This window comes from Novosphingobium silvae, assembly GCF_009856825.1.
GTDB lineage: Bacteria > Pseudomonadota > Alphaproteobacteria > Sphingomonadales > Sphingomonadaceae > Novosphingobium > Novosphingobium silvae.
Genome location: NZ_WVTD01000001.1, coordinates 67,843 through 92,206, shown reverse-complemented (window position 1 = coordinate 92,206; position 24,364 = coordinate 67,843). Strand labels below are relative to the sequence as shown.

The window sequence follows — 24,364 nt, the reverse complement described above, 5'->3', positions numbered from 1 at the left end:
ATGGCAGATGCGGGCGATGCAGGGAAACCGCACGGACGGCGGTTTCCTCCGTTATCGTGACCGGCCGTGCGCTCAGTCGGCCCAGAGATCGGGACGGCGCAGAAGCAGCGCCTGTGCGAGGACCAGCGTCTTGGCGTCGGTCAGTGCGCCCGACAGGGCCATGTCGCGCAGCGTGTCGAGGCCGATTTCGTGGACGGTGATGCACTCGTCCTCTCCCTCCGCGCCGCCGCCCGGGCCCACGCGGTCCTGCGCCGAATACTGCGCGAGGTAGAGGTGCACCCGCTCGGTCGAGACAACGAACATCGGCCAGATGTTGGCCACCGGTTCGAGGTCGCGGATGCACAGCCCGCCTTCCTCGATCGCTTCCTCGACGATGCGCTCCTGCGGGCTCGCCCCTTCGAGGTTGCCGGCGATCGCCTCCAGCACCGGAGGCTCCCCGGCCGCGATCACGGCGGCGCGCGGCTGGTCGATCAGCATGCACGTGCGGCGTACCGGATCGTAGGGGAGCACCGCCACGGCCGAGCCGTTGTCGAGGAGATGGCGCTCCACCTTCGTGCCGTCGGGCAATTCCATCTGCAGCCGGTAGAACCTGTACCAGCCATCGTGGAGCAGCGTGCGTTCGAGGATGCGGGCGGTCGTCATGCCGCCAGCGTTACCTTCGTGCCGTCATGTTGCAAGTGCGAAGATGGCGTTCGTCAGTCCAGGTTCGGCCGCAGCCAGCGCTCTGCCGTGGCGAGGTCCACGCCGCGACGCACCGCGTAGTCTTCCAGCTGGTCGCGCCCGATGCGGGCGACGCCGAAGTACGAGGATTCCGGGTGCGCGAAATAGAAGCCCGAGACCGCCGCCGTCGGCAGCATGGCCTGGCTTTCCGTCAGCACGATCCCGGCGTTGTCCGAGGCCCTGAGGAGGTCGAACAGGATCGGCTTGAGCGAATGGTCGGGGCACGCCGGGTAGCCGGGAGCGGGGCGGATACCGCGGTATTCCTCGCGGATCAGCGCCTCGTTGGTGAATTGCTCGTCGGGCGCATAGCCCCACAGCTTCGTGCGGACATGGCTGTGCAGGCGCTCGGCGAAGGCTTCGGCGAAACGGTCCGCCAGCGCCTTGAGAAGGATGTCGGAATAGTCGTCGTGTGCGGACTGGAAGCGCTCCAGATGCGGCTCGATGCCGTGGATGGCGACCGCGAAGCCGCCCAGCCAGTCGTCCTTGTCGTCGATGAAGTCGGCCAGGCAGAAGTTCTCCCGGCCGCGCGACTTCTTCACCTGCTGGCGCAGCATGGGAAGGCGCGTTGCCCCAAGGTCATCGGCGTCGAGCAGCACGTCGTCGCCATCCCGGCGGGCGGGCCAGAAGGCGCAGACGCCGCGCGCGGTCAGCCACTTCTCGTCGATGATCTTCGCCAGCATGGCCTGCGCATCGGCGAACAGGCTCGTCGCGCTTTCGCCCACGATCTCGTCCTCGAGGATCGCGGGGTAAGTGCCCGCAAGCTCCCACGCGCGGAAGAAAGGCGTCCAGTCGAACGTTGCGGCAAGGTCGGCAAGGTCCCAGCCATCAAACACGTGGAGGCCGGGCTCCGCGGGCGCCGCGGGCTTCTGCGCGAAGTCCGCCTTGAAGCCGTTGGCGCGCGCCTCCGCGATCGGGAGCAGCTCGCTCTGGCCCTTGCCCTCACGCGCGATGCGCACTTTCTCGTATTCGTCCGCGACTGAGGACACGAAAGGCACCGCCTGCGTATCGGACAGCAGCTGCGAAGCGACGCCGACGGCACGGCTGGCGTCGAGCACGTGGACCACCGGGCCCTTGTAGGCCGGGTCGATGCGCAGCGCGGTGTGGACCTTCGATGTCGTCGCCCCGCCGATCAGCAGCGGGATGTTCATCTCGGCGCGCTGCATTTCCTCGGCCACCGTCACCATCTCGTCGAGCGAGGGGGTGATGAGGCCGGACAGGCCGATGATGTCGGCCTCGTTCTCGTTCGCGGCTTCCAGGATCTTCGTCCAGGGCACCATGACGCCAAGGTCGATCACCTCGTAGCCGTTGCACTGGAGCACGACGCCGACGATGTTCTTGCCGATGTCGTGGACGTCGCCCTTGACCGTCGCCATGATGATGCGGCCCTTGGCCTTGGCGCCGGGCTGCTTCTCCGCCTCGATGAAGGGGATCAGGTGGGCGACCGCTTTCTTCATGACGCGCGCGGATTTCACCACCTGCGGCAGGAACATCTTGCCCGATCCGAACAGGTCGCCGACCACGTTCATGCCGCCCATCAGCGGGCCTTCGATCACTTCGATGGGCCTGCCGCCGCGCGCCGCGATCTCGGCGCGGGCTTCCTCGGTATCGTCCACCACGTATGCGTCGATGCCTTTGACCAGCGCATGCTCGAGGCGCTTGACGACGTCCCAGCCCCGCCATTCCTCGGCGGCCTTCTCGGCGACGGTGTCCTTGCCCTTGTAGCTTTCCGCCAGCTCGATGAGCCGCTCGGTCGCGGTCTTGCCGTCCTCGCCAATGCCCGGTCGGCGCATCATGATGACGTCTTCGCAAGCCTCGCGAAGGGCCGGGTCGATCTGGTCGTAGACGTCGAGCTGGCCGGCGTTCACGATCGCCATGTCGAGCCCTGCGGGAATCGCATGGTAGAGGAAGACCGAGTGCATCGCCCGGCGCACCGTCTCGTTGCCGCGGAAGCTGAACGAGAGGTTGGAGAGGCCGCCCGAGAAGTGCACGTGCGGGCACCGCGCGCGGATTTCCGCCACTGCCTCGATGAAGTCGAGCCCGTAGCGGTCGTGTTCCTCGATGCCTGTCGCCACCGCGAAGACGTTGGGGTCGAAAATGATGTCCTCGGGCGGGAAGCCGATGCCGGTGAGGAGGCCGTAGGCGCGCGTGCAGATCTCGATCTTGCGCTCCTTGGTGTCGGCCTGGCCCTTCTCGTCGAAGGCCATGACGACGACGGCGGCACCATAGTCCATGCACTTTCGCGCATGATCGAGGAACTGGTCGACGCCTTCCTTCATCGAGATGGAGTTGACGATCGGCTTGCCCGAGACGCACTTGAGGCCCGCCTCGATCACTTCCCACTTCGAGCTGTCCACCATCACGGGAACCCGCGCGATGTCGGGCTCGGCGGCGAGCAGCTTCAGGTAGGTCGTCATCGCCTCGACGGCGTCGAGCAGGCCCTCGTCCATGTTGACGTCGATGACCTGCGCGCCGTTCTCCACCTGCTGGCGGGCGACCTCGATTGCGGCGGGGTAGTCGCCGGCCATGACGAGCTTCTTGAACCTGGCGGAGCCGGTGACGTTGGTGCGTTCGCCGATGTTGACGAATCTGGAGCCGGAAGGGGTGGCGGTCATCTTTTGTGTTCTCGTTGAATCAGAGAGGCCGTGCGAGCACGAAGTCGTCGTATGTCCTGCCGCCCACGTCGAAGCGGCGGGTGCCGATCGTCTCGAAGCCGTGCTTGGCATAGAAGGAAAGGGCGCGGTGGTTGTCGTCCTTGACGCCGAGCAGCAGGCGCCTTGCGCCTTGCGCGTGGGCGACTACCGCCTGCATCAGGGCGCTGGCGATGGTCGAGCCCTGGAAGCGGGAAAGCAGGTAGATGCGCTTGAGCTCCACATCGCCGAGCTGCGCATGCTCGATCTCGGGCGCGCACAGGAGCGCGTAGCCCACCGGCGCGCCGCCCGGCTCGATCTCGGCGAGCCAGGCGTTTGCCCCTCCGGCGAAGTAGGCGCGATAACTCTCGGGCGCGTGCTGGCGCGTGCAATGCGCGACCAGCCCGGCGCCGTCGATGACGCCTGCAAAGGTTTCGAGGAACGTCGCCCCGCCCACTAGGGCGAGCGCCTCGGCATCCTCCGGCCCCGCCGGGCGGATGCGCCAGATCGGAAGCCGATCCATCACGCCTCCATGATGAAGGGCTCGAGCCCTGCAAGGCGCGTGACGGGCTCAAGCCGGGGGAGCGCACGCGGAGCCATGCCGCCCACCTTCTCGGCGATTGCCTTGATGTGCGTAGGGGTGGAGCCGCAGCAGCCGCCCAGTACGTTCACCTGCCCGGCGACGGCCCATTCGCCCACGAAGCCCGCCGTGGTCTCTGGCATCTCGTCGTAGGCGCCCAGTTCGTTGGGCAGCCCGGCGTTCGGATAGATCATGATGAGCGTATCGGCGATCTCCGACAGCGTCTTCACGTGGGGGCGCAGCTGCGTCGCCCCGAACGAGCAGTTGAGCCCGATGGTGACGGGCTTGGCGTGCCGAACCGCGTGCCAGAACGCCTCGACCGTGTGGCCGGACAGGTTGCGGCCCGAAAGATCGGTCAGCGTCATCGAAAGCATGATCGGCACTTCGCGGCCAAGCTCGTGCTCCAGCTGGCGCACCGCCATCACGCCCGCCTTGGCGTTCAGCGTGTCGAACACGGTCTCGATCAGGATGAAGTCCGCGCCCCCTTCGACGAGGGCGGCGGCCTGCTCCTTGTAGACGTCGACCAGCGTGTCCCAGTCGATCTCGCGGTAGCCGGGATCGTTCACGTCGGGGCTGAGCGAAAGGGTCTTGTTGGTCGGCCCGATCGCGCCCGCGACGAAGCGGGGGCGCCAAATACCTTTGTCGGCGTCCTTCGCCTGGAATTCGTCGGCAAGGCGGCGGGCGAGCCTCGCCGATTCCACGTTGATCTCGCGGACCAGATGCTCGGCGCCGTAATCGGCCTGGCTGATGCGGTTGGCCGAGAAGGTGTTGGTCTCGGCAATGTCCGCACCGGCCTCGAAGTAGGCGCGGTGGATCGCCTCGGGAACCTCGGGCTTGGTCAGCGCGAGGATGTCGTTGTTGCCCTTCTGGTCGTGGGTCAGCCCGAGGTCGCCGGCATAGTCGGCTTCCGAGAGCTTCCAGTTCTGGATCTCGGTACCGAACGCGCCGTCGGTGATGAGGATGCGCTTGGCCGCCTCGGCGAGGAATGTTTCGCGCACGCTCATGCGGCGAGCTCCTTGGGACGCAGGCCGAGCAGCTGGCAGATGGCGTAGGCCTGCTCGGCGCGGTTGAGAGTGTAGAAGTGAAAGTCGCGCACGCCGCCTTCGTAGAGGCGCTTGCAAAGGTCCGCGGCCGCCACCGCGGCGACGAGGGCGCGGGGGCCCGGACGCTCGTCGAGCCCTTCGAACATCGTCTCCAGCCAGTCCGGGATCTCTGTATTGCCCGACATGCGGCGGATCGCGGTGAAGCTCGTCACCGGCATGATGCCGGGCAGGATCGGCGCGGTGATGCCCGCCGCCAGCGCCTTGTCGAGGAAGCGGAAATAGGCGTCGGTCGAGAAGAAGAACTGCGTGATCGCGCGGGTGGCGCCGGCATCGATCTTGCGCTTGAGGTTGTCGAGGTCGAGGTCGGCGCTCGCCGCTTCGGGGTGAACCTCGGGATAGGCGGCGACGGAAACCTCGAAGTCGTGGCGCTTCATAAGTCCCTCGACCAGCTCGGCGGCGCTGGCATAGCCTTCGGGATGGGCCACGAAGCGGCCGCCGTCAGACGGCGGCGGATCGCCGCGCAGGGCGACGATGTGGCGCACGCCCGCTTCCCAGTACTGGTCGACCACCTCGGCGATCTCGGCCTTGCTTGCCGCCACGCAGGTGAGGTGGGCGGCCGGCACCAGCGAAGTTTCCCGCACGATGCGCGAAACGGTCGCATGCGTGCGCTCGCGCGTGGAGCCGCCCGCGCCGTAAGTCACCGAGACGAAGCTGGGATCGAGCGGTGCAAGCTGGGTGATCGCATCCCACAGCTGCTCTTCCATCTTCTCCGTCTTGGGCGGGAAGAATTCGAAGGAGACGCAGATGTCGCCCCGGGCCCCTGCGAAAAGCGGGGTCTCTGCAGTGCGCCCGGTTGCGGGCTGGGGAGCAGCGGTCATGTCGGGCTTGTCTCTCGATTGGCGTTGGCTTCGCTGGGCGCGGGGAGGGCGTGGTCGCCCGTGGCGCTTTCCCGCCGCGCCGTCCAGATCTTCACGGTGAGCGGATCGCCCGGCAATGCGGTGGGGGCGGCCGGGACCAGCCCTGCGGAAGCGAGCAGCGCCAGCATCTGCTCGTCCGAAAAGCCGAGGCGCGCATGGGCGTGACGCTCGCGCAGTTCCTCGCGGTCGTGGGCGGCAAGATCGACGACCGCGATGCGACCGCCCGGCCGAAGGACGCGCGCGGCCTCCGCCAGCACCGCGCCGGGATCCTGCGCATAGTGCAGCACCTGATGGAAGAGCACCGTGTCGAAGGCGGCCGGGGCAAAGGGCAGCGCGGTGAAATCGCCCTGCACGAGGTCGATCTTGCCCGCCGGAAGCGTCTGCAGGCGCGCGCGGGCGATGCGCAGCATCTCGGGGCTCTTGTCGAGCGCGGTCACTTGCCCCGCGCCCGGGGAGAGAAGCTCGGCCATGCGCCCGGTGCCGGTGCCCACATCCAGCAGCGCGCCGAGCGGATCCCGGCCCAGCGTGTCGAGCAAGGCGGCCTCCACCGGCTCGTCGGCGCCGTGCAGGCTGCGCAGCGTGTCCCATTCCTCGGCATGGCGCGCGAAGTAGGCCTGCGCGTTCGCCTCCCGCGCCGCGCGGATCGCTGCCAGGTGGCGGCGGTCCTCGGCGCACCGGGCGCAGAACTGCGCGTCCTCCCGCTCCGCCAGCGTCAGCAGCTGCGCCGCCACGCTCCCCATCGAGAGAGGGCCGTGCTCGTTCACCGCGCTGCGCAGGAACACCCAGCTGCCTTCCTTGCGCCGCTCGGCAAGGCCCGCGTCGCACAGGATGCGGATGTGGCGCGAGACGCGGGGCTGGCTCTGGCCGAGCACCTGCGCAAGCTCGCCGACCGCCAGCTCCATATGCGCGAGCAGGCGCATGATGCGCAGCCGCGTTGGCTCAGAAAGAGCTCTCAGGAGGGGGTCGATCCGCATGGCAAGGCATATAAAGATATCTTTATATGTTTGCAAGCCCTAGGAAAACAGCCGATTTCGGCCACCATCATTCCTATTTGCGTTGCACCATCGTCTCGTCTAAAGAGTGCCACTGCAGGCTTGCCTGCAAGCGTTGGCCTATGCGCCAAACAATGCAAGGGGATTCGCATGAAGAAGATTGCTTTCGCCGCGTTCGCGTCGGTCGCCGCACTGTCGCTCGCTGCTTGTGGTGGTGAACCGGCTCCCGAAGCCACCGAGTCGGTGGAAACCACTCCGGAAGAGATGATGACCGGTGACGCCACCGACGTGCCGACCGAGGCTGCGTCCGAGGCGATGTAATCGGCTCTGGGGGTCTGGCGCCTGCCCTCGCGGCTCGCTGGCCCCCGCGGCTTTTCGATCCGGGACTTTTCGGGGTCCTGACGGAAAGTCCGTTTCACGACGGACAGAAGCCCTCCTTAGCGGGAGGGTTTTTTGTATCCGGCGCAAGCGCAAAGCCTCCGGTCGGACTCCGTAGGTCCATGCTCCGGGCACGGCTTTTCGTTTGCACTGCCCCGGTGGCGCGGGCATCAACCGGGCCATGCCCGACACGCTGAAGATCACTCTCGCGCAGCTCAACCAGTCGGTGGGAGACATTCCCGGCAATGCGGCAGGCGTCCTTGCCGCGCGCGAGCAGGCGAAGGGCAGCGACCTTGTGGTCTTCCCCGAACTTCACCTTGTCGGCTATCCGCCCGAGGACCTGGTCCTCAAGCCCGCCCTGATCGAACGCGCAGCCGCGCAACTGCAGCAACTGGCAGAAGCGAGCGCGAGCGAGGGACCGGCGATGCTGGTCGGCTCGGCCTTCATCCTCGATGGCGCGCTTCACAACGGCGTCGCTCTCCTCGACCAGGGGAAAGTCGCGGCCGTGCGCCTCAAGCACGAGCTGCCGAACTATGGCACGCTGGACGAGATGCGCCTGTTCCAGCCCGGCCCGCTGCCCGAACCGGTGATCCTGCGCGGCACAATGATCGGCGTGCCGGTTGGCGAGGACCTGTGGCGCGTCGAGGTGTGCCGCCACCTTGCCGATTTCGGCGCCGAGATCCTCGTCTCGATCAACGGCAGTCCCTACGAGATGAACAAGGATGCCCTGCGGATCGAGGGCGTGGCCAAGCGCCGCGCGGTCGATACCGGGCTTCCGCTGGCCTACCTCAACCGCGTGGGTGGGCAGGACGAACTGGTGTTCGATGGGGCCAGCTTCGTCGTCAACGGCGATGGCAGCCTCGCAGCGCAGCTGAGGGACTGGGAGGAGCAGGTCTTCGAAACCCGCTGGACCAAGACGGTGAGAGGCTGGCGATGCGATCGCGGCACCGTGGAAGCCCTGGCCGCGCATCCTGAGGACATCTACTGCGCCATGGTCCTGGCCTTGCGGGACTATGTGAACCGGGGTGGCTTTCGGGGCGCGCTGCTGGCGCTGGACGGCGGCGTGGCCTCGGCCGCCTGCGCCGCGATCGCGGTGGACGCGCTCGGGCCGGAACGCGTTCGCGCCGTGATGATGCCCTCGCGCTCCACGGCCGGTGCAGCGCTGGAGGACGCAGCCGCCTGCGCCAGCGCACTGGGCATCCGCTGCGCGCCGATGCCGATCGACGCGGCGCTCGAGAGCATGGACGCCATGCTGGGGCAAGAGGATGGGGATGTGCCCAGCAGCCGGACGGAGGAAGAGCCGGAGCGCCAGCTGCGCGCGGCGGCGCTGGCCATCCTCGCGGGGCGGCGCGGCTCGCTGCTGGTGACGAGCAGCGACAAGAGCGATCTCGGCACCGGCGATGCAGCGCTGTGCGCGGGCGCGGCCGCCTACAATCCGCTGAAGGATGCCTACGCCAGCACTGTCGCCGCGCTCGCCAGCTGGCGGAACGGCCATGTGCCGCGCATCGGCCTTGGCCCGGCCGGAGCGGTGATCCCGCAGGCCACGCTGCTTCGCGGACGGCGAGACACGGCGCGCGGGGGACCGTACGGGAGCGGCCGCCTGCCCGAGGGCGAGATGCTCGATGCCATCCTCGTCGGCCTCGTCGAGAACGACAAGAGCGTGGGGCAGCTGGTGCAGGAAGGCTTCGCGCGGGAAACGGTGAGGGCGGTGGAAGACCTTCTCCACAGCGCGGAGTACAGGCGCCGCCAGTCCGCCCCGGGCGTCAAGCTGACCTCGCGCAACTTCGGCCGGGACCGCCGCTATCCGATCACTCACGCTTTTCGCAGCGAGTGAAGGGCGGCCAGCAGGTCACTCCACCACGAGGAAATATTCGGCCACCCGGTCGCCGCCGTTGCGCACCTCGATCACGTAGCGCTGGGTGAAAAGGGGTATCCAGCGGCAGCCGCGACGGGCGTCGGCGGCAGTGCAGACGGGCCGCCGGTCGGCGTCGAGGACCTGCAGCGTCATGGGCGTGTTGCTGGGCGTGGAAAGGGCGATGCTGGCCTTCTTGCCCGAAAGGAACACCTGCTCGAAACTGTCGCTTCGCCCGGGCGCGGCCTTGCCGCTGCGATAACCGGGGCCAAGGGGACTGCCGCGAAGCGGGCTGGGCGTGGTGGCGACCAGCGCGCGCCAGGCGGGGACGGGGTCTTGCCCCTGCCACTCGGCGAGGGGACGGGCGCCTGCGCGTTCGATCACGCCAAGCGCCTGTGCGAGCGCCGAGGCGTCTGCTCCGGCCTGCGCGGCCTGCGCGCTCGACAGCGCGAGCGCCACTCTCTCTCCAAGCGCGGGTGCATCGTCCTGCGCGGCTGTAGGGGCTGCCGGTGCTGCTGCGCATGGCGCGGTGCACAGGGCCGCGCAGAGGATGGCGGCGAAGGGGGCAGGGCGGCGGCGCAATGCAAGGCTCATCGCTTCGACTCCGGCGTAACGCTGAAACAGGCGCCCTTCTCGGTGGGCACCAGGTTGATCTCCAGGTGGTGCCGCTCGGCGATTGCGCGGCACAGGGCAAGGCCAAGGCCGGCCCCTTCCGTTCCGAAGCGACTGCCACCGCGACTGAACTTCTCGAAAATACGTTCTCGTTGATCCTCGCAGATGCCCGGTCCATCGTCGCTCACCACGAGTCTCGGGCCCTGCCGCAGCGTGAGGCGCACCGTACCACCGGCAGGCACGAACTTGAAGGCGTTGTCGAGCAGGTTGGTGACGAGCCGTGTCAGCTGCATCTCCTCCCCGTCGATCATGACGCCGGGCTCCACGTCGAAGGCGAGGTGATGGCCCGAATCCTCCGCGCTGTCGGCATAGAGTTCCGCCAGTCGGGTGACGAGGGCGCTCAGGTCCACGGGCGAGAGCCCGTGCCGGTCTCCTCGGCGCGCCTCGCTCGCGGCGATGTCGAGAAGCGATTCGAGCATGCGGATGATGCCGCGAATTTCCTTGCGGGCGTCGGCAATGCGCGCCGCGGTCTCGCCATCGGGCGTGGCGGCGAGCGCCTTCACCAGTCGGTTGTCGAGGTGCATGAGCGGCGTGCGCATCTCGTGCGCGACGTGGTCGCTCGTCTCGCGGTGCGCGGCCGCCAGGCGCTTCAGCCGCGAGAGCGCATTGCCCGAGTGGCTCGTCAGTTCGTCGATCTCGTCGCGGCCGACGGAGCTGCGGGCCAGTTGCTCCAGCGCTGCATCGTCGGGCTGGCGAAAGGCGGCGTTGATCCGCTCGAGCCTTCCGGCAAGCCGGTGCGCCGCGGTCCATCCGCCCAGCGCCACCGCGAGCACCGCCAGCACGCCGCCCGTCAGGAACACCAGCGCGACCTGGCGCTGCAGGACGCTGAGGTCGTTGTATTCGTGCGCCACCAGCAGCCTCAGGTTGGGGGCAAGCTGGGTGGAGCGGGCGAACGCCCCCTCGTTACCGTCGATCCTGACGTCTCCGGCTTCCGACAGCCCGGCGCGCAGGCCCGGCCATCTGGTGAGATCGCCGGCGATGCGATTGCCCTGGTCGTCGGCAAGCAGGTAGTGCGCGGTGGCCCCGGCGCGCGGTTGCAGGGCGAGGCGGTCCTTGATCCGCTTGGCGAGTTCGTGTTCGTCGCCGCTGGCATAGATGTCGACCATGCCTGCAAGGTCGACGTCGACGGCCCGCTCCAGAGCCTGCCGGTTGGTCCGCTGGATCGTTGCGTTGGTGAGCGCCCAGAGGCCGAAGGTGATCGTCGCCGCGGTCGCGATCGCCCACACGACGATCTGCGCGAAGATCGAGTGGCGAATGAGGATGAGGCGGCTCATGCCGAAGGTTCGCCCCGGAATCGGGGCCTTGCATGGAAAGGCATCCTCACCGCCCGTCGAGCAGCCGGTATCCCGAGCCCCATATGGTCGCAAGGGCGGGCCGGTCGAAACCTTCCTCGAGCTTGCGGCGCAGGCGACCTATGTTGACGTCGACGACGTTGGTCTGCGGGTCGAAGTTCATTTTCCACACGTCGCGCAGCAGCATCTCGCGGGTGAGGACTTCGCCCGCATTCTCCATGAAGTAGCGGAAAAGCTCGAACTCCTTGGGGCTCAGCGCGAGGTGACGGTTGTCGCGGAAGGCGGTGCGGGCCTTCACGTGGCACTCGAAGGCGCCGTAGAGGATGACGGCGGAATGCTCGCGGCCGGAGGCGCGGCGATGTAGCGCGCGCAGGCGAGCCAGCAGTTCGTCCGCCTCGAACGGCTTGGCAAGATAGTCGTCCGCGCCCGCATCCAGCCCTTCGGCGCGGTCGGAGCTGCGTCCCAGCGCCGAAAGCAGCAGCACCGGGGTGCCGACGCCGCTTTCGCGCAGGCGTGCAAGGATCGTCAGCCCGTCGAGGTCGGGCAGCATGCGGTCGAGGATGATGACGTCGAAGCGTTCGGCTCCCGCGCGCTTGAGCCCGTCGCTTCCCGTGGCGCACCAGCTCAGGGTGTCTCCCGACTGGAGGGCAAGTTCCCTGACCTGCGAGGCCGCGCGCGAATCGTCCTCGATATAGAGGATGTTCAGCCCGCTCATCGTGCGCCGCGCTTTCTGCCATGAACGACCGCGACGGCCCGGTGCGCGAGGCCGCCGCCCGTGTCGGGGCGTTGCAAGGCGATCAGCACGCTGGTGCCGCGCCGGCAGGACGTTGCATCGATAATGGCCATTCCCCCGCGACGGCGGCCGCGCCCATGCGCGGGCGGCGATGCCCCCATCGTATCCGCCCGAACCTACACTGGCGCGCCGCCGAGGTCGCCTGACAATGCCTGTCATCCCTCCCTCCCGCAAGAGGTGGGCGGGTCAGGAGTCCGGGCGCCTGGTCACTGCGGGGCGGCGGCAACCGGCATGTTGTCGATGAGCCGTGCCGGCCCGATCCGCGCGGCTGCCAGCAGGCGCATGGGGCGGCTCGCCCGGGCGTTCAGCGTGGCCAGGCTCTCCGCGTCGCGAAGCTCGGCATAGTCGACCGAGGCGAAGCCGCCGGCGATGATTTCGGCTTTCAGCGCCTCAAGCGCCTGCGCGACGTCTTCGCCGTTCTCGATCCCGGCGATTGCGCGGTGCATGGCGCGCGGCAGGGCGACGGCCGCCTCCCGCTCTTCGGGCGAGAGGTAGGCGTTGCGCGAGGAGCGGGCGAGGCCGTCCTCCTCCCGGACCGTCTCGACCCCGAGGATCGCATCGGCCGCCGGGCGCGTCAGGTCGAGGTCGCGGGCCATGCGGCGGATCACGGCGAGCTGCTGCCAGTCCTTCTCGCCGAACAGCGCAACGTCCGGCATGACCTGGTTGAACAGCTTGCACACGACGGTCGCCACGCCATCGAAATGCCCGGGGCGCGCGCCGCCGCACAGGCCCTCGCTCACGCCCGCAACGGAGATGTTGGACGAGAAGCCCGCGGGGTACATCGCCTCCACCGTGGGGGCCCAGAGCACGTCCACGCCCTCCGCCTCGAGCAAGGCCGAATCGCGCGCAAGCTGGCGGGGGTAGGCGTCCAGGTCTTCTCCGGCGCCGAACTGCAGCGGGTTCACGAAGATCGACACCACCACGCCCCGCGCGTGCCTGCGGGCCTCGCGCACGAGTGTCAGATGCCCTTCATGGAGCGCGCCCATCGTTGGCACCAGGGCAACCGGCCCGGCCTCGCGCAGGGCGGCGACGGCACTGCGCAGTGGATCAAGGGTGTGGACGGTTTGCATTGGGGTTCACTGCTCCAGTATGATGGCCGCGACCGGCAGGCGCGCGGGTGGTTCTCTAGACCCGGCGCGCTTCTGGGGGCAATGTTTGAAACGTCGGCCCAAGGACCTGTCCTTCGCGCCGCAGCAGGAAAGCGTATCGGTCCCGTGACAGCGCATCGCATCGTCTTCGCCAACGAGAAGGGCGGCACCGGCAAGTCCACCACCGCCGTCCATGTCGCCATCGCGCTTGCCTATCAGGGCGCGAATGTCGCGTGCATCGACCTCGATCCGCGCCAGCGCACCCTCTTCCGCTATCTGGAGAACCGGGTGGAAACCGAGCGCAAGCGCGACATCGCGCTGCCCGGCGCGCGCTTCGCGGTCTACGATGGCGACGATGTCGATGAACTGGACGATCTCGCCGAGCAGATCGCGGAAGGATTTGACTTCCTCGTGTTCGACACTCCGGGCCGCGACGATGCGTTCGCCCGCCATGTCGCCACCACCGCCGACACGCTGGTCACCCCGCTCAACGACAGCTTCGTCGACTTCGATCTCCTCGGTCAGGTCGACAGCGAGACCTTCCGGGTCAAGCGGCTGTCCTTCTACGCGGAGGTCATGTGGGAAGCGCGCAAGAAGCGCGGTCTCAAGACCATCAACGAGGGTCGGCGCGATCTCGACTGGGTGGTGGTGAGGAACCGCGTGCAGCACGTGGAAGCGCGCAACATGCGCCGCATCGACGGAGCGCTACAGGAACTGTCGAAGCGTGCCGGCTTCCGCATCGCGGGCGGCCTTTCGGAGCGCGTCATCTTCCGCGAGCTGTTCCCTTCGGGCCTGACGCTGCTCGACAAGGGCCATCTGGGCGACCTTGGCACCAGCCATCTCGTTGCCCGGCAGGAAGTGCGCGGCCTCCTGGCGGGCCTGAACCTGCCCATACCCGAGCGCGGGGCCGGCGAAGCGGCGCTCGCGGCAGGCGCGTGACCCGGTGGTGAAACTGCTCTGGCTGGTCGCGCTGGCCTGCATCGCCTGGCGCCTTTACTCGGGCCGCTGGCCCTGGCAGGCGAAGACCCCGCGAAGCGCCCTTTCGTTCGAGGCCGCGCGGGCAAGGGCGCTGCTCGGCATCGAGGCGGGCGCAAGCCGCCGCGAGATCGTGGAGGCGCACCGGCGGCGCGTGGCTCTCGTCCATCCGGACCGGGGCGGCAGCAGCGAACAGGTCCACGAAGCAAACGCCGCGCGCGACGTCCTGCTGGCGCAGCTTCCGGCAGAGGTCTGACGGCGCGGCACCCGGATGTAGCCGCAGCGCGGCGGGGGGAGGGACGATGCCCGTATCACGCCGCATGCTGTTGCCGGGGATCGGCGCCGCTGCCGCCGCTCTCTTGGCAGGCTCGTGCGGCTGATAAACGAAGCGCCGGGCCTTGATGACGATGCCGTGGCGCAGCGCGCCGACGAACTGGGCGTGCGCTTCGACAACGACGTCATCGATCGCATCCTCGATTACCCGGCACGCAGTCCGGTTGAAGACCTGGCCCTCATCCGGGGCTGGACCCTCTCGGCAGGCAAGCGCGACCGGGCACCCGTGCGCCTGGAGGAAACGAACATGCTGAAAGGCGAGCGCGGGCTCGGCCTCTACCAGTTCACCCTGCGCCGCGACCGGTACTACGCCGAAATCAGCGAGGTGGAGGCTTCGGGAGACAGTTGCACAGTGCCCTCGCCCGCGTTTTTCGCGGTGGAGGACCGCTCCTATCTCGGCGTCTTCGTGAACAACCGCCTGCGCGAGGTATCGGCTTTCGACGCCTGGCTTCGCGAGGTTTGAGCGGGGCGCGTCGCGTCAGATCATCGGAGGCAGGGTCGTTGCGGCAATGGGGGGAAGTTGGCGCTTCGATGCCCTTCACCTCCCGATGCGCGCTTGCCTGCGGTGGCGGCCCTGGGGCACAGATGGAGGATGATGCAGCCCCACGTCTTTCATCCTTCGATCCTGCGCGAATACGACATTCGCGGCGTCTACGGCGAGACGCTGTTCGAGGCCGATGCCCGGGCGATCGGCGCGCGGTTCGGCGCGATTGTGGCGGACACGGCGATTGCCGCAGGCAAAGAGCCCCGTGTCGTCGTCGGCCGCGACGGGCGGCTCAGTTCGCCGGATCTGGAAGCCGCGCTCGTCGAAGGGTTCGTCAAAGCGGGCGTGACGGTCATCCGCATCGGGCTTGGCCCCACGCCCATGCTCTATTTCGCGGAGGCATCAACCCCAGAGGTGCAGGGCGGCGTTCAGGTAACTGGCAGCCACAATCCCCGCGATCACAACGGCTTCAAGATGGTACTTGGCGGGCGGCCGTTCTTCGGCGCCGACATTCGCCGCCTCGAAGCGACGGACGGGGCGCCGGCGCCCCGCAGTCCCGGCAGGATCGAGCAGCGCGACATCCTGCCCGCTTACGTCGACTGGCTGCTCGAAGGGCTTTCCGGTATCGATCCGCACGACCTCGGCAGCCTTCGCGTGGGTTGGGACGCGGGCAATGGCGCGGCGGGGCCTGCGCTTGAAATGCTCGTCTCGCGATTGCCTGGCGAACACCATCTGCTTCACTCCGAAGTGGACGGGCGGTTTCCCAATCACCATCCCGATCCGACGATCGAGGCCAACCTTGCAGACCTGCAGGCGCTCGTCGCGGCCAAGAAGCTCGACTTCGGTGCGGCTTTCGACGGCGATGCGGACCGGCTCGGCATCGTCGACGGGCAGGGGCGGGTCCTCGACGCAGACGGGTTGCTCATGATCTTTGCCCGCGACCTGCTGGCGCGGCGCCCGGGAGCGACGGTGATCGCGGACGTCAAGGCCTCCGCCGCCGTCTTCGACACGGTGCGCGAACTGGGCGGGACGGCCCAGATGTCGCCCTCCGGGCACTCGCACATCAAGTCCAGAATGAAGGCGACGGGCGCGCTGCTGGGCGGCGAGACGAGCGGGCACTTCTTCTTCGCCGACGATGCATTCGGCTTCGACGATGGCCTCTACGCCGCTGTCAGGCTGATCGCCGCGTGTGCCCGGTTCAACCGCTCCGTTGCGCAGCTACGCGATACCATGCCGGTCATGCACAACACCCCCGAACTGCGCTTCGCCGTGCCCGAGGATCGCAAGTTCGCCGTGGTGGAGGAGGTGCGCGAAAGGCTTGCGGCCACGGGGCTGCGGGCGAACGCGCTCGACGGGGTGCGCGTGGAGACAGGTGAGGGCTGGTGGCTGCTGCGAGCCTCGAACACGCAGGCTGCGCTCACTGCCCGTGCCGAGAGCGCCACGGCCGATGGCCTCGCGCGGCTCGTCGCCGAGATCGACGGGCAACTCGCCCTCTCGGGAGTGAAGCGGGCGGGCGACGGCAAGGGCGGCCACGGCTGACGCGGCGGGGACGCGGGCGACCGTGCAACCTCGCTGGCGCGCGGTGCTTTCCTTCCTCGTGCCGATATGCTCCTCCTCCGCTGCATGAACACGAACGCGCCCGGCTCCGTCCCTCCCGAGATCGCCGCCTGGTTCGATGCGCGTGGATGGCGGGTCCGGCGCCACCAGGCGGCAATGCTGGAGGCGGACGACCGGGGGCAGCACGCCCTACTCGTCGCCGACACGGGTGCGGGCAAGACACTCTCGGGCTTCCTGCCGACGCTCGCCGCGTTCTGCTCTTCCCGGCTAGACGGCGTGCCCGCGCCCGAGGGCCTGCACACGCTCTACGTCTCGCCCCTGAAGGCGCTGGCCACCGACGTGCAGCGCAACCTGCTTGCGCCGATCGAGGAAATCGGCCTGCCGATCCGGGTCGAAACCCGAAGCGGCGACACGCCGTCCGACCGCAAGGCACGCCAGCGCAGCCGCCCCCCCCACGTCCTGCTGACCACGCCCGAATCGCTTTCGCTGCTGCTGAGCTATCCCGAGGCGGGCAAACTCTTCGCCGGGCTGCAGCGGGTGGTGATCGACGAAGTCCACGCCTTCGCCACGGGCAAGCGCGGCGATCTGCTGGCGCTGGCTCTCTCCCGGCTCCAGGCGATCAACCCCGCCCTTCAGCGCGCCGCGCTTTCCGCGACGCTGGCCGATCCGGACGAATATCGCGCCTGGCTTGCGCCCTGGGGCGAGATCGACAGTGTGGAACTGGTCCATGGCGAGCCCGGCGCCGAACCGGAGGTCGACATCCTGCTACCGCGCGAGGAGCGCATTCCCTGGAGCGGCCACGCAGCCACCTGGGCGATCCCGCAACTGATCGAGCAGATCCGGGCGCACCGCACGACGCTGGTCTTCACCAACACGCGGTTCCTTGCCGAATACATCTTCCAGGAACTCTGGGATGCGAACGAGGGCAACCTGCCGATCGGCATCCACCACGGCTCGCTCTCCCGCGAAGCGCGCCGCAAGGTGGAAGCGGCAATGGCGGACGGAAAGCTGCGAGCGTTGGTATGCACCGCCAGCCTCGACCTCGGGATCGACTGGGGAGACATCGACCTGGTCGTGCAGATGGGCGCGCCCAAGGGCTCCTCGCGCCTGCTGCAGCGTATCGGACGTGCCAATCACCGGCTTGATACGCCCAGCGAGGCCGTGCTTGTGCCGGGCAACCGCTTCGAGTTCCTCGAGGCCTTCGCGGCGCAGCAGGCCGTGCGCGAAGGCCAGCGCGACGGCGATCCGTTCCGCCCCGGCGGGCTCGACGTGCTGGCGCAGCATGTCATGGCCGTGGCCTGCGCCGGGCCCTTCCGCGAGGACGACCTGCGGGCCGAGATACGCTCCGCGCTGTCCTATGCCTGGATCGAGGAAGATACGTTCTCGCGCGTGCTCGAGTTCGTGGCGACCGGTGGGTATGCGCTGCGCTCCTACGACCGGTTCCGCCGCATCGTGCGCGACCGCGACGGGACATGGCGCCTCACCCACCCGGAGCATGCCGCACGCCACCGCCTGAATGCAGGGATCATCGTCGATGCCGAGATGCTCGACGTTCGCTTCCGGAACGGGCGCTCGCTGGGCAAGGTCGAAGAGGGCTTCGGAGCCAGCCTGGAACCCGGCGATACCTTCCGGTTCGCAGGGATGGACCTCGAGGTGGAGGGGTTGAAGGATCTGGAACTGATCGTGCGGGCCGCCAGGCGTTCGGCCACCATCCCCAGCTATTCCGGACAGCGCCTGCCGATCTCCACCCACCTTGCCGACCGGGTGCGCGCCATGCTGTCGGACAGGGCCGGGTGGTCGCGGTTCCCCGACGACGTGCGCGAATGGCTGGAGGTTCAGGACTGGCGCTCGCACCTGCCCGCGCCGGGACGCCTGCTGGTCGAGAGCTTCCCCCATCGCGGGCTGGAGTACACGAGTTACTACACTTTCGAGGGCTGGAATGCGAACCAGTCGCTGGGGATGCTCGTCACCCGGCGCATGGAGGCAAGGGGCCTTGGGCCGCTGGGCTTCGTGGCGACCGACTACACGCTGATCGTGTGGGGACTGAAGCCGGTGGAGGACCCGGCCATCCTGCTGTCGCCCGACATCCTCACGCACGAGTTCGTAGACTGGGTGCAGCAATCGTACCTGCTGCGCCGGGCCTTCCGCGAGGTTGCGGTGATTTCGGGTCTGGTGGAGCGGCAGCAGCCGGGCAAGCGCAAGTCTGGAAGGCAGGTCACGTTCTCCACCGACCTCATCTACGACGTATTGCGCAAATACGAGCCCGACCATCTGCTGATACAGGCCGCATGGGCCGATGCGCGTGCCCGCATGACGGACGTGGGCCGCGTCGCCGACGTCCTCGACCGTGCGGGTAAGGAGATCGACCATGTGCGTCTGGAGCGGATCAGTCCACTGTCGGTCCCCGCGCTTTCGATGATCGGCCGTGAGAACCTGCCCTCGGGCGCGGCGGACGACGACCTCCTGCTGGAGGCCGAGAGCCTTGCCTCGGTCGCCATGCGGGTCGACCCGGCGATGGAGGAAGAAGAGGGCGAGTGAGCGCAAACGCGCTGCGGCTCCCGCCGGGCTGCGAGCCGCGATCAGATGGGGAGCGCCATCGAGGGGCCCACCGAACAGGAGGCCGGGAGGGTCCTCAACAAAAAAGGGGCGGATCGCTCCGCCCCTTTTGGGTGTCCCTTGCGGGGACCAGTCTTTGAACCCGGCTTACTTGCCGAAAGTCGCGAACTGTTCGTTTCCGACGAAGCCGAACTTGGTGACTTCCGCGGCCTTGATGACCTGGAGCACCTGCGCCGACAGCTCGTAGCTGGCTTCCGGCTCGGGCTGGAACTGCAGTTCCGGCTCGGGGGTCATCCGGGTGGTGGCCTGAAGCGAGTTGGTGAGCGTCGCTGAGTCGATCTGGGTGCCGTTCCACAGGATCTTTTCGTCCGCCGTGAGAACGACCTTGTTCTTCACGGGATCGATCGGCGGCGGCTCGTTCGTCGGAGGCGTCGCGACCGGCAGGTCGATGTCGATCGAGTGGGTCGCAACCGGGATGGTGATGATGAACATGATGAGGAGCACGAGCATGACGTCGATCAACGGCGTCGTGTTCATGTCCATCATCGGGGCGCCATCATCCTTGCCGCCTGACATTGCCATGAGAGTTTACTCCTGTTCCTGCCGAACGTCAGCCGGCGGGGTCGATCGGGTTGGTGATGAAGCCAACCGTCGGATAACCCGAGACCTGAACGTTGTAGATCGCACCTGCGACGCAGCGCCAGGGAGCCTGGACGTCGCCGCGGATGTGAACCTGCGGGATGAGATCGGGATTGGCCATCAGGGCCTGCGGGCCGCCTTCACGCTTCACGATGGCATCGAGACGCTTGAAAGCCTGGTCGCGCAGCTCTTCCGAGGTGACCGGAGTGACGTTGTTGAAGTAGATGCGGCATTCGCCGTTGCGAGCCGCGCCTTCGTAGCCGGGTTCGCCGGCGCTGCGGCCGGAGCTGTCCGTGGTCGAGACGGTGAGGAGCAGGTTTTCGACCTTGTCCTTCGATTCGACCGCGGCAACAACCGGGATACGCAGCTTCTCGATCGTCTGGATCGCGACCGGAACCGCGATCAGGAAGATGATGAGCAGCACCAGCATGACGTCGACGAGCGGCGTCGTGTTGATGTCGGACATCGGTGTATCTGCACCGCCTCCGCCCGTGGATATCGCCATAGTCTTGTCCTAATCCTTGCGTTGCCTGGAGGCCGGCGGCGGCCTCTCGCATGCTTCGTGCCGCCGCCCTTGTGTTGGCCCCGACGGGTTCGCGGGTCGGGCCTGAACCGGAGCCGACCCGCCGGTCCCGTGCGTCTTACGGCTTGGCCGGAGCGGCGGCCGGCTTGGCCGGAGCCGCAGCGGCCTTCGCGGGAGCGGAGGCGATGGCGGGCTTCACGGCGCCCTTCGAGTTAATGTTGGCGAGCACGTCGTTCGAGAAGCCGGTCAGCAGCTCGGCGATGCGCTTGTTGCGCGCCTGCAGGTAGTTGTAGGCGAGAACGGCCGGAACCGCGACGAGCAGACCGAGCGCGGTCATGATGAGAGCTTCACCGACCGGGCCTGCGACCTTGTCGATCGAGGCCGAACCGGCAAGACCGATGGCGATCAGTGCGCGGTAGATGCCGACGACGGTACCGAACAGACCGATGAACGGCGAGGTCGCACCGACGGTGGCGAGGAAGGGCAGGCCGCCGGCCAGACGGGCGTTGATGCTGGCTTCCGAACGGGCGAGCGAGCCGTGCAGCCAGTCATGCGCCTCGAGCGAGTCGGTCATCTTGGCGTGCTGGTCTTCGGCGGCGAGGCCGTCGTCGACGATCTGGCGCCATGCGCTGTTCTTGTCGAGCTTGGCAGCGCCTTCACGCAGGGTCGGAGCGCGCCAGAAGGTGGTGCGCACGACGCCGAACTGGCGAAGGATCTTCGACTGCTCGAACCACTTGGTGAAGAGGATGTAGAACGAACCGAACGACATGATGCCCAGGATGATCACGGTCGCGTAGGCGATGAAGCCGCCCTGCTCGAGGGCTTCCATGAAGCCGAACTTGTTCTGCGGCGCGCCCGCACCGGCGGCAAGGATGTCAACGATAAGCATGCGATATACCTCTCAAGAAGAATGCAGGGTGTTGGCCAGGACCAAAAGGTGCCGTCCCGGCCGCCTTGGAGTTAGTTGAGCTTGTACACGATCGCGGTCTGGTAGGACGACGAGACCGGTTCACCCGCGTCGTTCAGCGCCGGATCGAAGCGCGCGTAGCGGGTCATGCCGTCGCAGGCCGCTTCGTCGAGGTCGGGGCTGCCGCTGGAGCCCGAGACCGAGCAAGCGGTGACCCTGCCGTCCGGTCCGATCTGGACGCGAACACCCACGCGACCTTCGCGCTCTTCACGAGCGGCGCGGGTCGGGTAGTTGGCCTGGATGCGACCAGCCCAGCCGGCCTGACCCTTGGGGCGAACGCCGCGGGCCTTCGAGGGGCCCGGCGCCGGCGGAGGCGGCGGGGGAGCCGGCGGAGCAGCGGTCGCGATCACGACCGGCGGAGCCGGCGGAGGCGTGATCACGGTCTGCACCGGCGGCGGAGCCGGGGCGATCTGGATCGGCGGCGGCGGCGCCACGATGGGCGGCGGCGGCGTATCCGGCTGCTCAGGCGGAGGTGGCGGCGGCTCCTCCTCCTTGGGTTGCTCCTCCTTGATGTCCACGGTGGTCACCTTTTTGATGACCTGTTGCGCCGCCTTGTAGGCCAAGCCGGTGACGAGCGCATAGCCGACGAAGACGTGGATCAAGGCGACAATGACAAGAGCAACAATCTTGTTGGTGCTCATTTGCTGGTCAGCGTAAGCCATTCAGACGCATCACTCCATTACCAAGCCCCGGACGTATCGGACGGAATGAAACCCGACAAGACGTGTCCAAGGGCGCCCATGGCTTCTTCCCGGAGGGAGAAAACCATGACGAAACTCAAATTACCCACCCTGACGGCTGACAGTCTGCCTCTTCCGAGAACGAACCCGACGGAAGGCGAACCGCGGGGCATTATTAGTATTTTTGCCCCATTTTGCAGGCTTCTTAGCGGTGAAGCCCCCCCCCGCGCAACGGCTTATCGCCCCCGCTTGGGTTAACGCACAATTCATGCCGCGTCCGATCAAATTGATCCAGTGCAATTTTGTCACGGCCCCCGCCTGTCGCTATAAGCCATCGCATTTTCTCGGAGATTATCGTTCATGTCGTCGAAAATCCGGCACCTTGCGGCAGGCCTTGCCAGTGCCTATCTCGCGCTCGCGGCACCGGTCGCGGCCGCCCAAGGGGTGGAAGCCGGCCCTCCGCCAGTCACTTACGCGGACATAGCGGACCTTGCCGATTCGGCGGGCCTTGTCGTGCACGCGCAGGTCGCGAAGGTCGTCCGCATCGAGGATCGGCGTGCGAACGGGCTGACACCCGGGCACGGCCGGTTCTACATTCAGGCCCGGACACGGGCGCTGCTCACGGGCAAGGCGCCGCTGGGCGAATCGATCAGCTACCTGGTCGACCTTCCGCTCGATGCACGCGGAAAGCCGCCCAAGCTCAAGAAAGTGGACGTCTTCCTTTTTGCGCGCGCCGTGCCGGGGCGCCCGGGCGAGCTGCAGCTGGTCAGCCCGACCGCCCAGCAGTACTGGACCGTGCAGGGAGAGGCCCGTCTGCGCGCGATCCTGCGCGGCTTCGTGGCGCCGGACGCGCCTGCGAAGATCACGGGCGTGCGGGAACTGCTGTACGTGCCGGGCAACCTGGCAGGGCAGGGGGAGACGCAGATCTTCCTCAACACCGTGGACAATTCGGCCGCGTCGATCACCGTCCGGCACGAGCCCGGCGCGGCTCCGGCGTGGGGCGTCTCCTTCTCCGAACTGGTTGCGGATATCGGCCACCCGCCGCAGCGCGACACGATCGAATGGTATCGCCTCGCCTGTTTCCTGCCGAACGTTCCTCCGGCCCGCGCCAATGTCTCGGACAGCTTCGCCGCGCAGCAGCAGGCGCTGTCCGACTACCGGATGGTTTTGGGTGACCTCGGTCCCTGCGACAGGACCTTGAAGTAAGTCCTTCGCGGCGGCAGATTGCGGACATTATATTTCGCGGCGGGGCTTACTTCATGTCGTTCCGGAAAGCTGAACAGGTGAAACAGGATCGTTGATCCCGCAAGCTGCTGGCATTTCCCCTCCGGCTGTCCTAGGGCGCGCTCCCGAAAAGGAGCTTGCATGGTCGAACCGCTCAATATCGCGCTTGCCGGACTGGGGACCGTCGGAGGGGGCGTGGTCCGCCTCATCGAGACGAACGCGGAGCTGATCGCCCGCCGCGCCCGCCGCCCGATCCGTATCGCGGCGGTCAGTGCGCGCGACCGCATGAAGGACAGGGGCGTCGACCTCTCCCGCTACGACTGGGTCGACGATACCGCCGATCTGGCCGCCCGCAGCGACGTGGACGTGGTGGTGGAGATGGTGGGCGGCTCGGACGGTCCGGCGCTTGCCCTCGCCCGCCACGCCATCGCGGGCGGCAAGGGACTGGTGACTGCCAACAAGGCGATGATCGCGCATCACGGCCTGGAGCTTGCCGCCGCCGCGGAAGCGGCCGGCGTCGCGCTCAAGTTCGAAGCGGCGGTCGCGGGGGGCATTCCGGTCATCAAGGGCCTGTCGGAGGGCGCGGCGGCCAATGCCATCGAGCGGGTCTACGGCATCCTCAACGGCACCTGCAACTACATCCTCTCCACAATGGAGGACACCGGGCGCGACTTCGCCGATGTCCTCGCCGATGCGCAGCGGCTGGGTTACGCCGAAGCCGATCCGACCTTCGACATCGAGGGCATCGATGCAGCGCACAAGCTGTCGATCCTGGCTGGCATCGCCTTCGGCTCGCGCCTGCGCTTCGATGCGGTGGAGACGATGGGGATCAGCCGGGTCAAGGCGGCCGACATCGAACAGGCCCGGGCGCTCGGCTATGTGATCCGCCTGATCGGCATGGCCGGCACCGACATGACCGACGGTACCTGCCGCCTGTTCCAGCGCGTGCGCCCGCACCTTGTGCCGATCGATCATCCGCTCGCCCATGTCGATGGCGCGACCAATGCCGTGGTCGCCGAGGGCAACTTCATGGGCCGACTGCTGTTCCAGGGCGCCGGCGCGGGCGACGGGCCCACCGCGAGCGCGGTGGTTGCCGACATCATCGACATCGCGCGGGGCGAGAAAGGCGCCGCCTTCTCAATGCCTGCCGGGGAACTGGAGGAGATGGAGCCGGCACAGACCGGGCACCGCATCACCAGCTCCTATATCCGCTTCACCGTCCCGGACCGCCCTGGCGTGCTGGCCGACATCACCGCCGCCATGCGCGATGCCGGGGTCTCGATCGAGAGCCTGATCCAGAAGGGCGATCCCGATCAGGACGGCGAGGTCATCCTGGCCGTGGTCACCCATCCCGGCCCCGAAAGCGCGGTGAACGAGGCGATGCGCATCCTCGATGGGTCCGACAGCCTTGCCGCGCGGCCGCTGGTCATGCAGATCATCGGCGCCTGACGGACGCACGAGCGGGATAACTG

At 67.7% G+C, this 24,364-nt stretch carries 23 protein-coding genes; 9 read left to right on the top strand and 14 right to left on the bottom strand.

Translation table 11 applies throughout. The annotated features are described in order from the left end of the window. Positions 1-72: 72 nt before the first annotated feature. Genes GR702_RS00500 through GR702_RS00475 form a run of 6 tightly spaced genes read right to left on the bottom strand, consistent with a single transcriptional unit; the run spans position 73 to position 6,861 of the window. Positions 73-642 carry an NUDIX hydrolase gene (locus GR702_RS00500; protein WP_160984000.1) on the bottom strand — a complete coding sequence of 190 codons (570 nt, stop codon included), beginning with the start codon at positions 640-642 and terminating at the stop codon, positions 73-75. Between the two features lie 53 nt (positions 643-695). Continuing rightward, a complete protein-coding gene (gene metH, locus GR702_RS00495; RefSeq protein WP_160983999.1) occupies positions 696-3,332 on the bottom strand; it encodes a methionine synthase in 2,637 nt (878 codons plus the stop codon). A 19-nt stretch (positions 3,333-3,351) separates the two neighbouring features. Beyond that, positions 3,352-3,870, bottom strand: a complete 519-nt coding sequence (locus GR702_RS00490) for a GNAT family N-acetyltransferase (RefSeq protein WP_160983998.1) — start codon at positions 3,868-3,870, stop codon at positions 3,352-3,354. Next, complete coding sequence (locus GR702_RS00485; RefSeq protein WP_160983997.1) at positions 3,870-4,931, bottom strand: homocysteine S-methyltransferase family protein; 1,062 nt, start codon at positions 4,929-4,931, stop codon at positions 3,870-3,872. Before GR702_RS00485 ends, GR702_RS00490 begins: the two co-directional genes overlap by 1 nt. Next, complete coding sequence (gene metF, locus GR702_RS00480; protein WP_160983996.1) at positions 4,928-5,848, bottom strand: methylenetetrahydrofolate reductase [NAD(P)H]; 921 nt, start codon at positions 5,846-5,848, stop codon at positions 4,928-4,930. Before metF ends, GR702_RS00485 begins: the two co-directional genes overlap by 4 nt. Then, positions 5,845-6,861, bottom strand: a complete 1,017-nt coding sequence (locus GR702_RS00475; protein ID WP_160983995.1) for an ArsR/SmtB family transcription factor — start codon at positions 6,859-6,861, stop codon at positions 5,845-5,847. Before GR702_RS00475 ends, metF begins: the two co-directional genes overlap by 4 nt. A 168-nt stretch (positions 6,862-7,029) precedes the next feature. Between GR702_RS00475 and GR702_RS21960 the strand changes: the two genes are divergently transcribed. Together GR702_RS21960 and GR702_RS00470 are read left to right on the top strand one after the other, a co-directional pair. After that, positions 7,030-7,200 (top strand): hypothetical protein, encoded by a 171-nt coding sequence (locus tag GR702_RS21960; RefSeq protein ID WP_202407977.1) that lies wholly within the window; start codon positions 7,030-7,032, stop codon positions 7,198-7,200. A 238-nt stretch (positions 7,201-7,438) separates the two neighbouring features. Next, positions 7,439-9,091: an NAD+ synthase gene (locus GR702_RS00470; RefSeq protein WP_160983994.1), complete on the top strand. Its 1,653-nt coding sequence runs from the start codon at positions 7,439-7,441 to the stop codon at positions 9,089-9,091. Positions 9,092-9,106: 15 nt separating this feature from the next. Here the strand turns inward: GR702_RS00470 and GR702_RS00465 are convergent, their stop codons facing one another. From GR702_RS00465 to panC, 4 genes are all read right to left on the bottom strand, one after another. Continuing rightward, positions 9,107-9,703, bottom strand: a complete 597-nt coding sequence (locus tag GR702_RS00465) for a hypothetical protein (protein WP_237449482.1) — start codon at positions 9,701-9,703, stop codon at positions 9,107-9,109. Beyond that, entirely contained in the window at positions 9,700-11,055 is a 1,356-nt protein-coding gene (locus GR702_RS00460) for a sensor histidine kinase (RefSeq protein ID WP_160983993.1), read from the bottom strand. The genes GR702_RS00465 and GR702_RS00460 overlap by 4 nt, the downstream gene beginning before the upstream one ends. Positions 11,056-11,101: 46 nt before the next feature. Continuing rightward, on the bottom strand, positions 11,102-11,788 hold the full coding sequence (locus tag GR702_RS00455) for a response regulator transcription factor (protein WP_160983992.1): 687 nt from the start codon (positions 11,786-11,788) through the stop codon (positions 11,102-11,104). 284 nt (positions 11,789-12,072) lie between these two features. Then, on the bottom strand, positions 12,073-12,936 hold the full coding sequence (panC, locus tag GR702_RS00450; protein WP_160983991.1) for a pantoate--beta-alanine ligase: 864 nt from the start codon (positions 12,934-12,936) through the stop codon (positions 12,073-12,075). 144 nt (positions 12,937-13,080) lie between these two features. On the opposite strand from panC, the gene GR702_RS00445 reads away from it, so the two are divergent. The 5 genes from GR702_RS00445 (at position 13,081) to GR702_RS00425 (ending at position 18,841) form a co-directional block, all read left to right on the top strand. Then, positions 13,081-13,893, top strand: a complete 813-nt coding sequence (locus GR702_RS00445) for a division plane positioning ATPase MipZ (protein WP_160983990.1) — start codon at positions 13,081-13,083, stop codon at positions 13,891-13,893. 4 nt (positions 13,894-13,897) lie between these two features. Further along, a complete protein-coding gene (locus GR702_RS00440) occupies positions 13,898-14,185 on the top strand; it encodes a J domain-containing protein (protein WP_160983989.1) in 288 nt (95 codons plus the stop codon). A gap of 114 nt (positions 14,186-14,299) precedes the next feature. Continuing rightward, complete coding sequence (locus GR702_RS00435) at positions 14,300-14,725, top strand: hypothetical protein (protein WP_160983988.1); 426 nt, start codon at positions 14,300-14,302, stop codon at positions 14,723-14,725. A gap of 132 nt (positions 14,726-14,857) precedes the next feature. Continuing rightward, entirely contained in the window at positions 14,858-16,285 is a 1,428-nt protein-coding gene (gene pgmG / locus GR702_RS00430) for a phosphoglucomutase/phosphomannomutase PgmG (protein ID WP_160984419.1), read from the top strand. Between the two features lie 84 nt (positions 16,286-16,369). Continuing rightward, positions 16,370-18,841 (top strand): ligase-associated DNA damage response DEXH box helicase, encoded by a 2,472-nt coding sequence (locus GR702_RS00425; protein ID WP_160983987.1) that lies wholly within the window; start codon positions 16,370-16,372, stop codon positions 18,839-18,841. Positions 18,842-19,006: 165 nt separating this feature from the next. Here the strand turns inward: GR702_RS00425 and GR702_RS00420 are convergent, their stop codons facing one another. The 4 genes from GR702_RS00420 to GR702_RS00405 all read right to left on the bottom strand — a co-directional run bounded on the left by GR702_RS00420 (position 19,007) and on the right by GR702_RS00405 (position 21,650). Continuing rightward, a complete protein-coding gene (locus tag GR702_RS00420; protein ID WP_160983986.1) occupies positions 19,007-19,441 on the bottom strand; it encodes an ExbD/TolR family protein in 435 nt (144 codons plus the stop codon). 28 nt (positions 19,442-19,469) lie between these two features. Next, a complete protein-coding gene (locus tag GR702_RS00415) occupies positions 19,470-20,003 on the bottom strand; it encodes an ExbD/TolR family protein (RefSeq protein WP_202407975.1) in 534 nt (177 codons plus the stop codon). Positions 20,004-20,139: 136 nt separating this feature from the next. Then, positions 20,140-20,910 (bottom strand): MotA/TolQ/ExbB proton channel family protein, encoded by a 771-nt coding sequence (locus GR702_RS00410; RefSeq protein ID WP_160983985.1) that lies wholly within the window; start codon positions 20,908-20,910, stop codon positions 20,140-20,142. A 71-nt stretch (positions 20,911-20,981) separates the two neighbouring features. Next, on the bottom strand, positions 20,982-21,650 hold the full coding sequence (locus GR702_RS00405; protein ID WP_160983984.1) for an energy transducer TonB: 669 nt from the start codon (positions 21,648-21,650) through the stop codon (positions 20,982-20,984). Positions 21,651-22,028: 378 nt separating this feature from the next. On the opposite strand from GR702_RS00405, the gene GR702_RS00400 reads away from it, so the two are divergent. Continuing rightward, on the top strand, positions 22,029-22,874 hold the full coding sequence (locus GR702_RS00400) for a hypothetical protein (protein ID WP_160983983.1): 846 nt from the start codon (positions 22,029-22,031) through the stop codon (positions 22,872-22,874). 159 nt (positions 22,875-23,033) lie between these two features. After that, positions 23,034-24,341 carry a homoserine dehydrogenase gene (locus tag GR702_RS00395; protein ID WP_160983982.1) on the top strand — a complete coding sequence of 436 codons (1,308 nt, stop codon included), beginning with the start codon at positions 23,034-23,036 and terminating at the stop codon, positions 24,339-24,341. Positions 24,342-24,364 lie beyond the last annotated feature (23 nt).

Coding starts and splice junctions, on each gene's coding strand:
- GR702_RS00500 (WP_160984000.1), bottom strand. CDS start 642: ATGACGACCGCCCGCATCCTCGAACGCACGCTGCTCCACGATGGCTGG.
- metH (WP_160983999.1), bottom strand. CDS start 3,332: ATGACCGCCACCCCTTCCGGCTCCAGATTCGTCAACATCGGCGAACGC.
- GR702_RS00490 (WP_160983998.1), bottom strand. CDS start 3,870: ATGGATCGGCTTCCGATCTGGCGCATCCGCCCGGCGGGGCCGGAGGAT.
- GR702_RS00485 (WP_160983997.1), bottom strand. CDS start 4,931: ATGAGCGTGCGCGAAACATTCCTCGCCGAGGCGGCCAAGCGCATCCTC.
- metF (WP_160983996.1), bottom strand. CDS start 5,848: ATGACCGCTGCTCCCCAGCCCGCAACCGGGCGCACTGCAGAGACCCCG.
- GR702_RS00475 (WP_160983995.1), bottom strand. CDS start 6,861: ATGCGGATCGACCCCCTCCTGAGAGCTCTTTCTGAGCCAACGCGGCTG.
- GR702_RS21960 (WP_202407977.1), top strand. CDS start 7,030: ATGAAGAAGATTGCTTTCGCCGCGTTCGCGTCGGTCGCCGCACTGTCG.
- GR702_RS00470 (WP_160983994.1), top strand. CDS start 7,439: ATGCCCGACACGCTGAAGATCACTCTCGCGCAGCTCAACCAGTCGGTG.
- GR702_RS00465 (WP_237449482.1), bottom strand. CDS start 9,703: ATGAGCCTTGCATTGCGCCGCCGCCCTGCCCCCTTCGCCGCCATCCTC.
- GR702_RS00460 (WP_160983993.1), bottom strand. CDS start 11,055: ATGAGCCGCCTCATCCTCATTCGCCACTCGATCTTCGCGCAGATCGTC.
- GR702_RS00455 (WP_160983992.1), bottom strand. CDS start 11,788: ATGAGCGGGCTGAACATCCTCTATATCGAGGACGATTCGCGCGCGGCC.
- panC (WP_160983991.1), bottom strand. CDS start 12,936: ATGCAAACCGTCCACACCCTTGATCCACTGCGCAGTGCCGTCGCCGCC.
- pgmG (WP_160984419.1), top strand. CDS start 14,858: ATGCAGCCCCACGTCTTTCATCCTTCGATCCTGCGCGAATACGACATT.
- GR702_RS00425 (WP_160983987.1), top strand. CDS start 16,370: ATGAACACGAACGCGCCCGGCTCCGTCCCTCCCGAGATCGCCGCCTGG.
- GR702_RS00420 (WP_160983986.1), bottom strand. CDS start 19,441: ATGGCAATGTCAGGCGGCAAGGATGATGGCGCCCCGATGATGGACATG.
- GR702_RS00415 (WP_202407975.1), bottom strand. CDS start 20,003: ATGGCGATATCCACGGGCGGAGGCGGTGCAGATACACCGATGTCCGAC.
- GR702_RS00410 (WP_160983985.1), bottom strand. CDS start 20,910: ATGCTTATCGTTGACATCCTTGCCGCCGGTGCGGGCGCGCCGCAGAAC.
- GR702_RS00405 (WP_160983984.1), bottom strand. CDS start 21,650: ATGGCTTACGCTGACCAGCAAATGAGCACCAACAAGATTGTTGCTCTT.
- GR702_RS00400 (WP_160983983.1), top strand. CDS start 22,029: ATGTCGTCGAAAATCCGGCACCTTGCGGCAGGCCTTGCCAGTGCCTAT.
- GR702_RS00395 (WP_160983982.1), top strand. CDS start 23,034: ATGGTCGAACCGCTCAATATCGCGCTTGCCGGACTGGGGACCGTCGGA.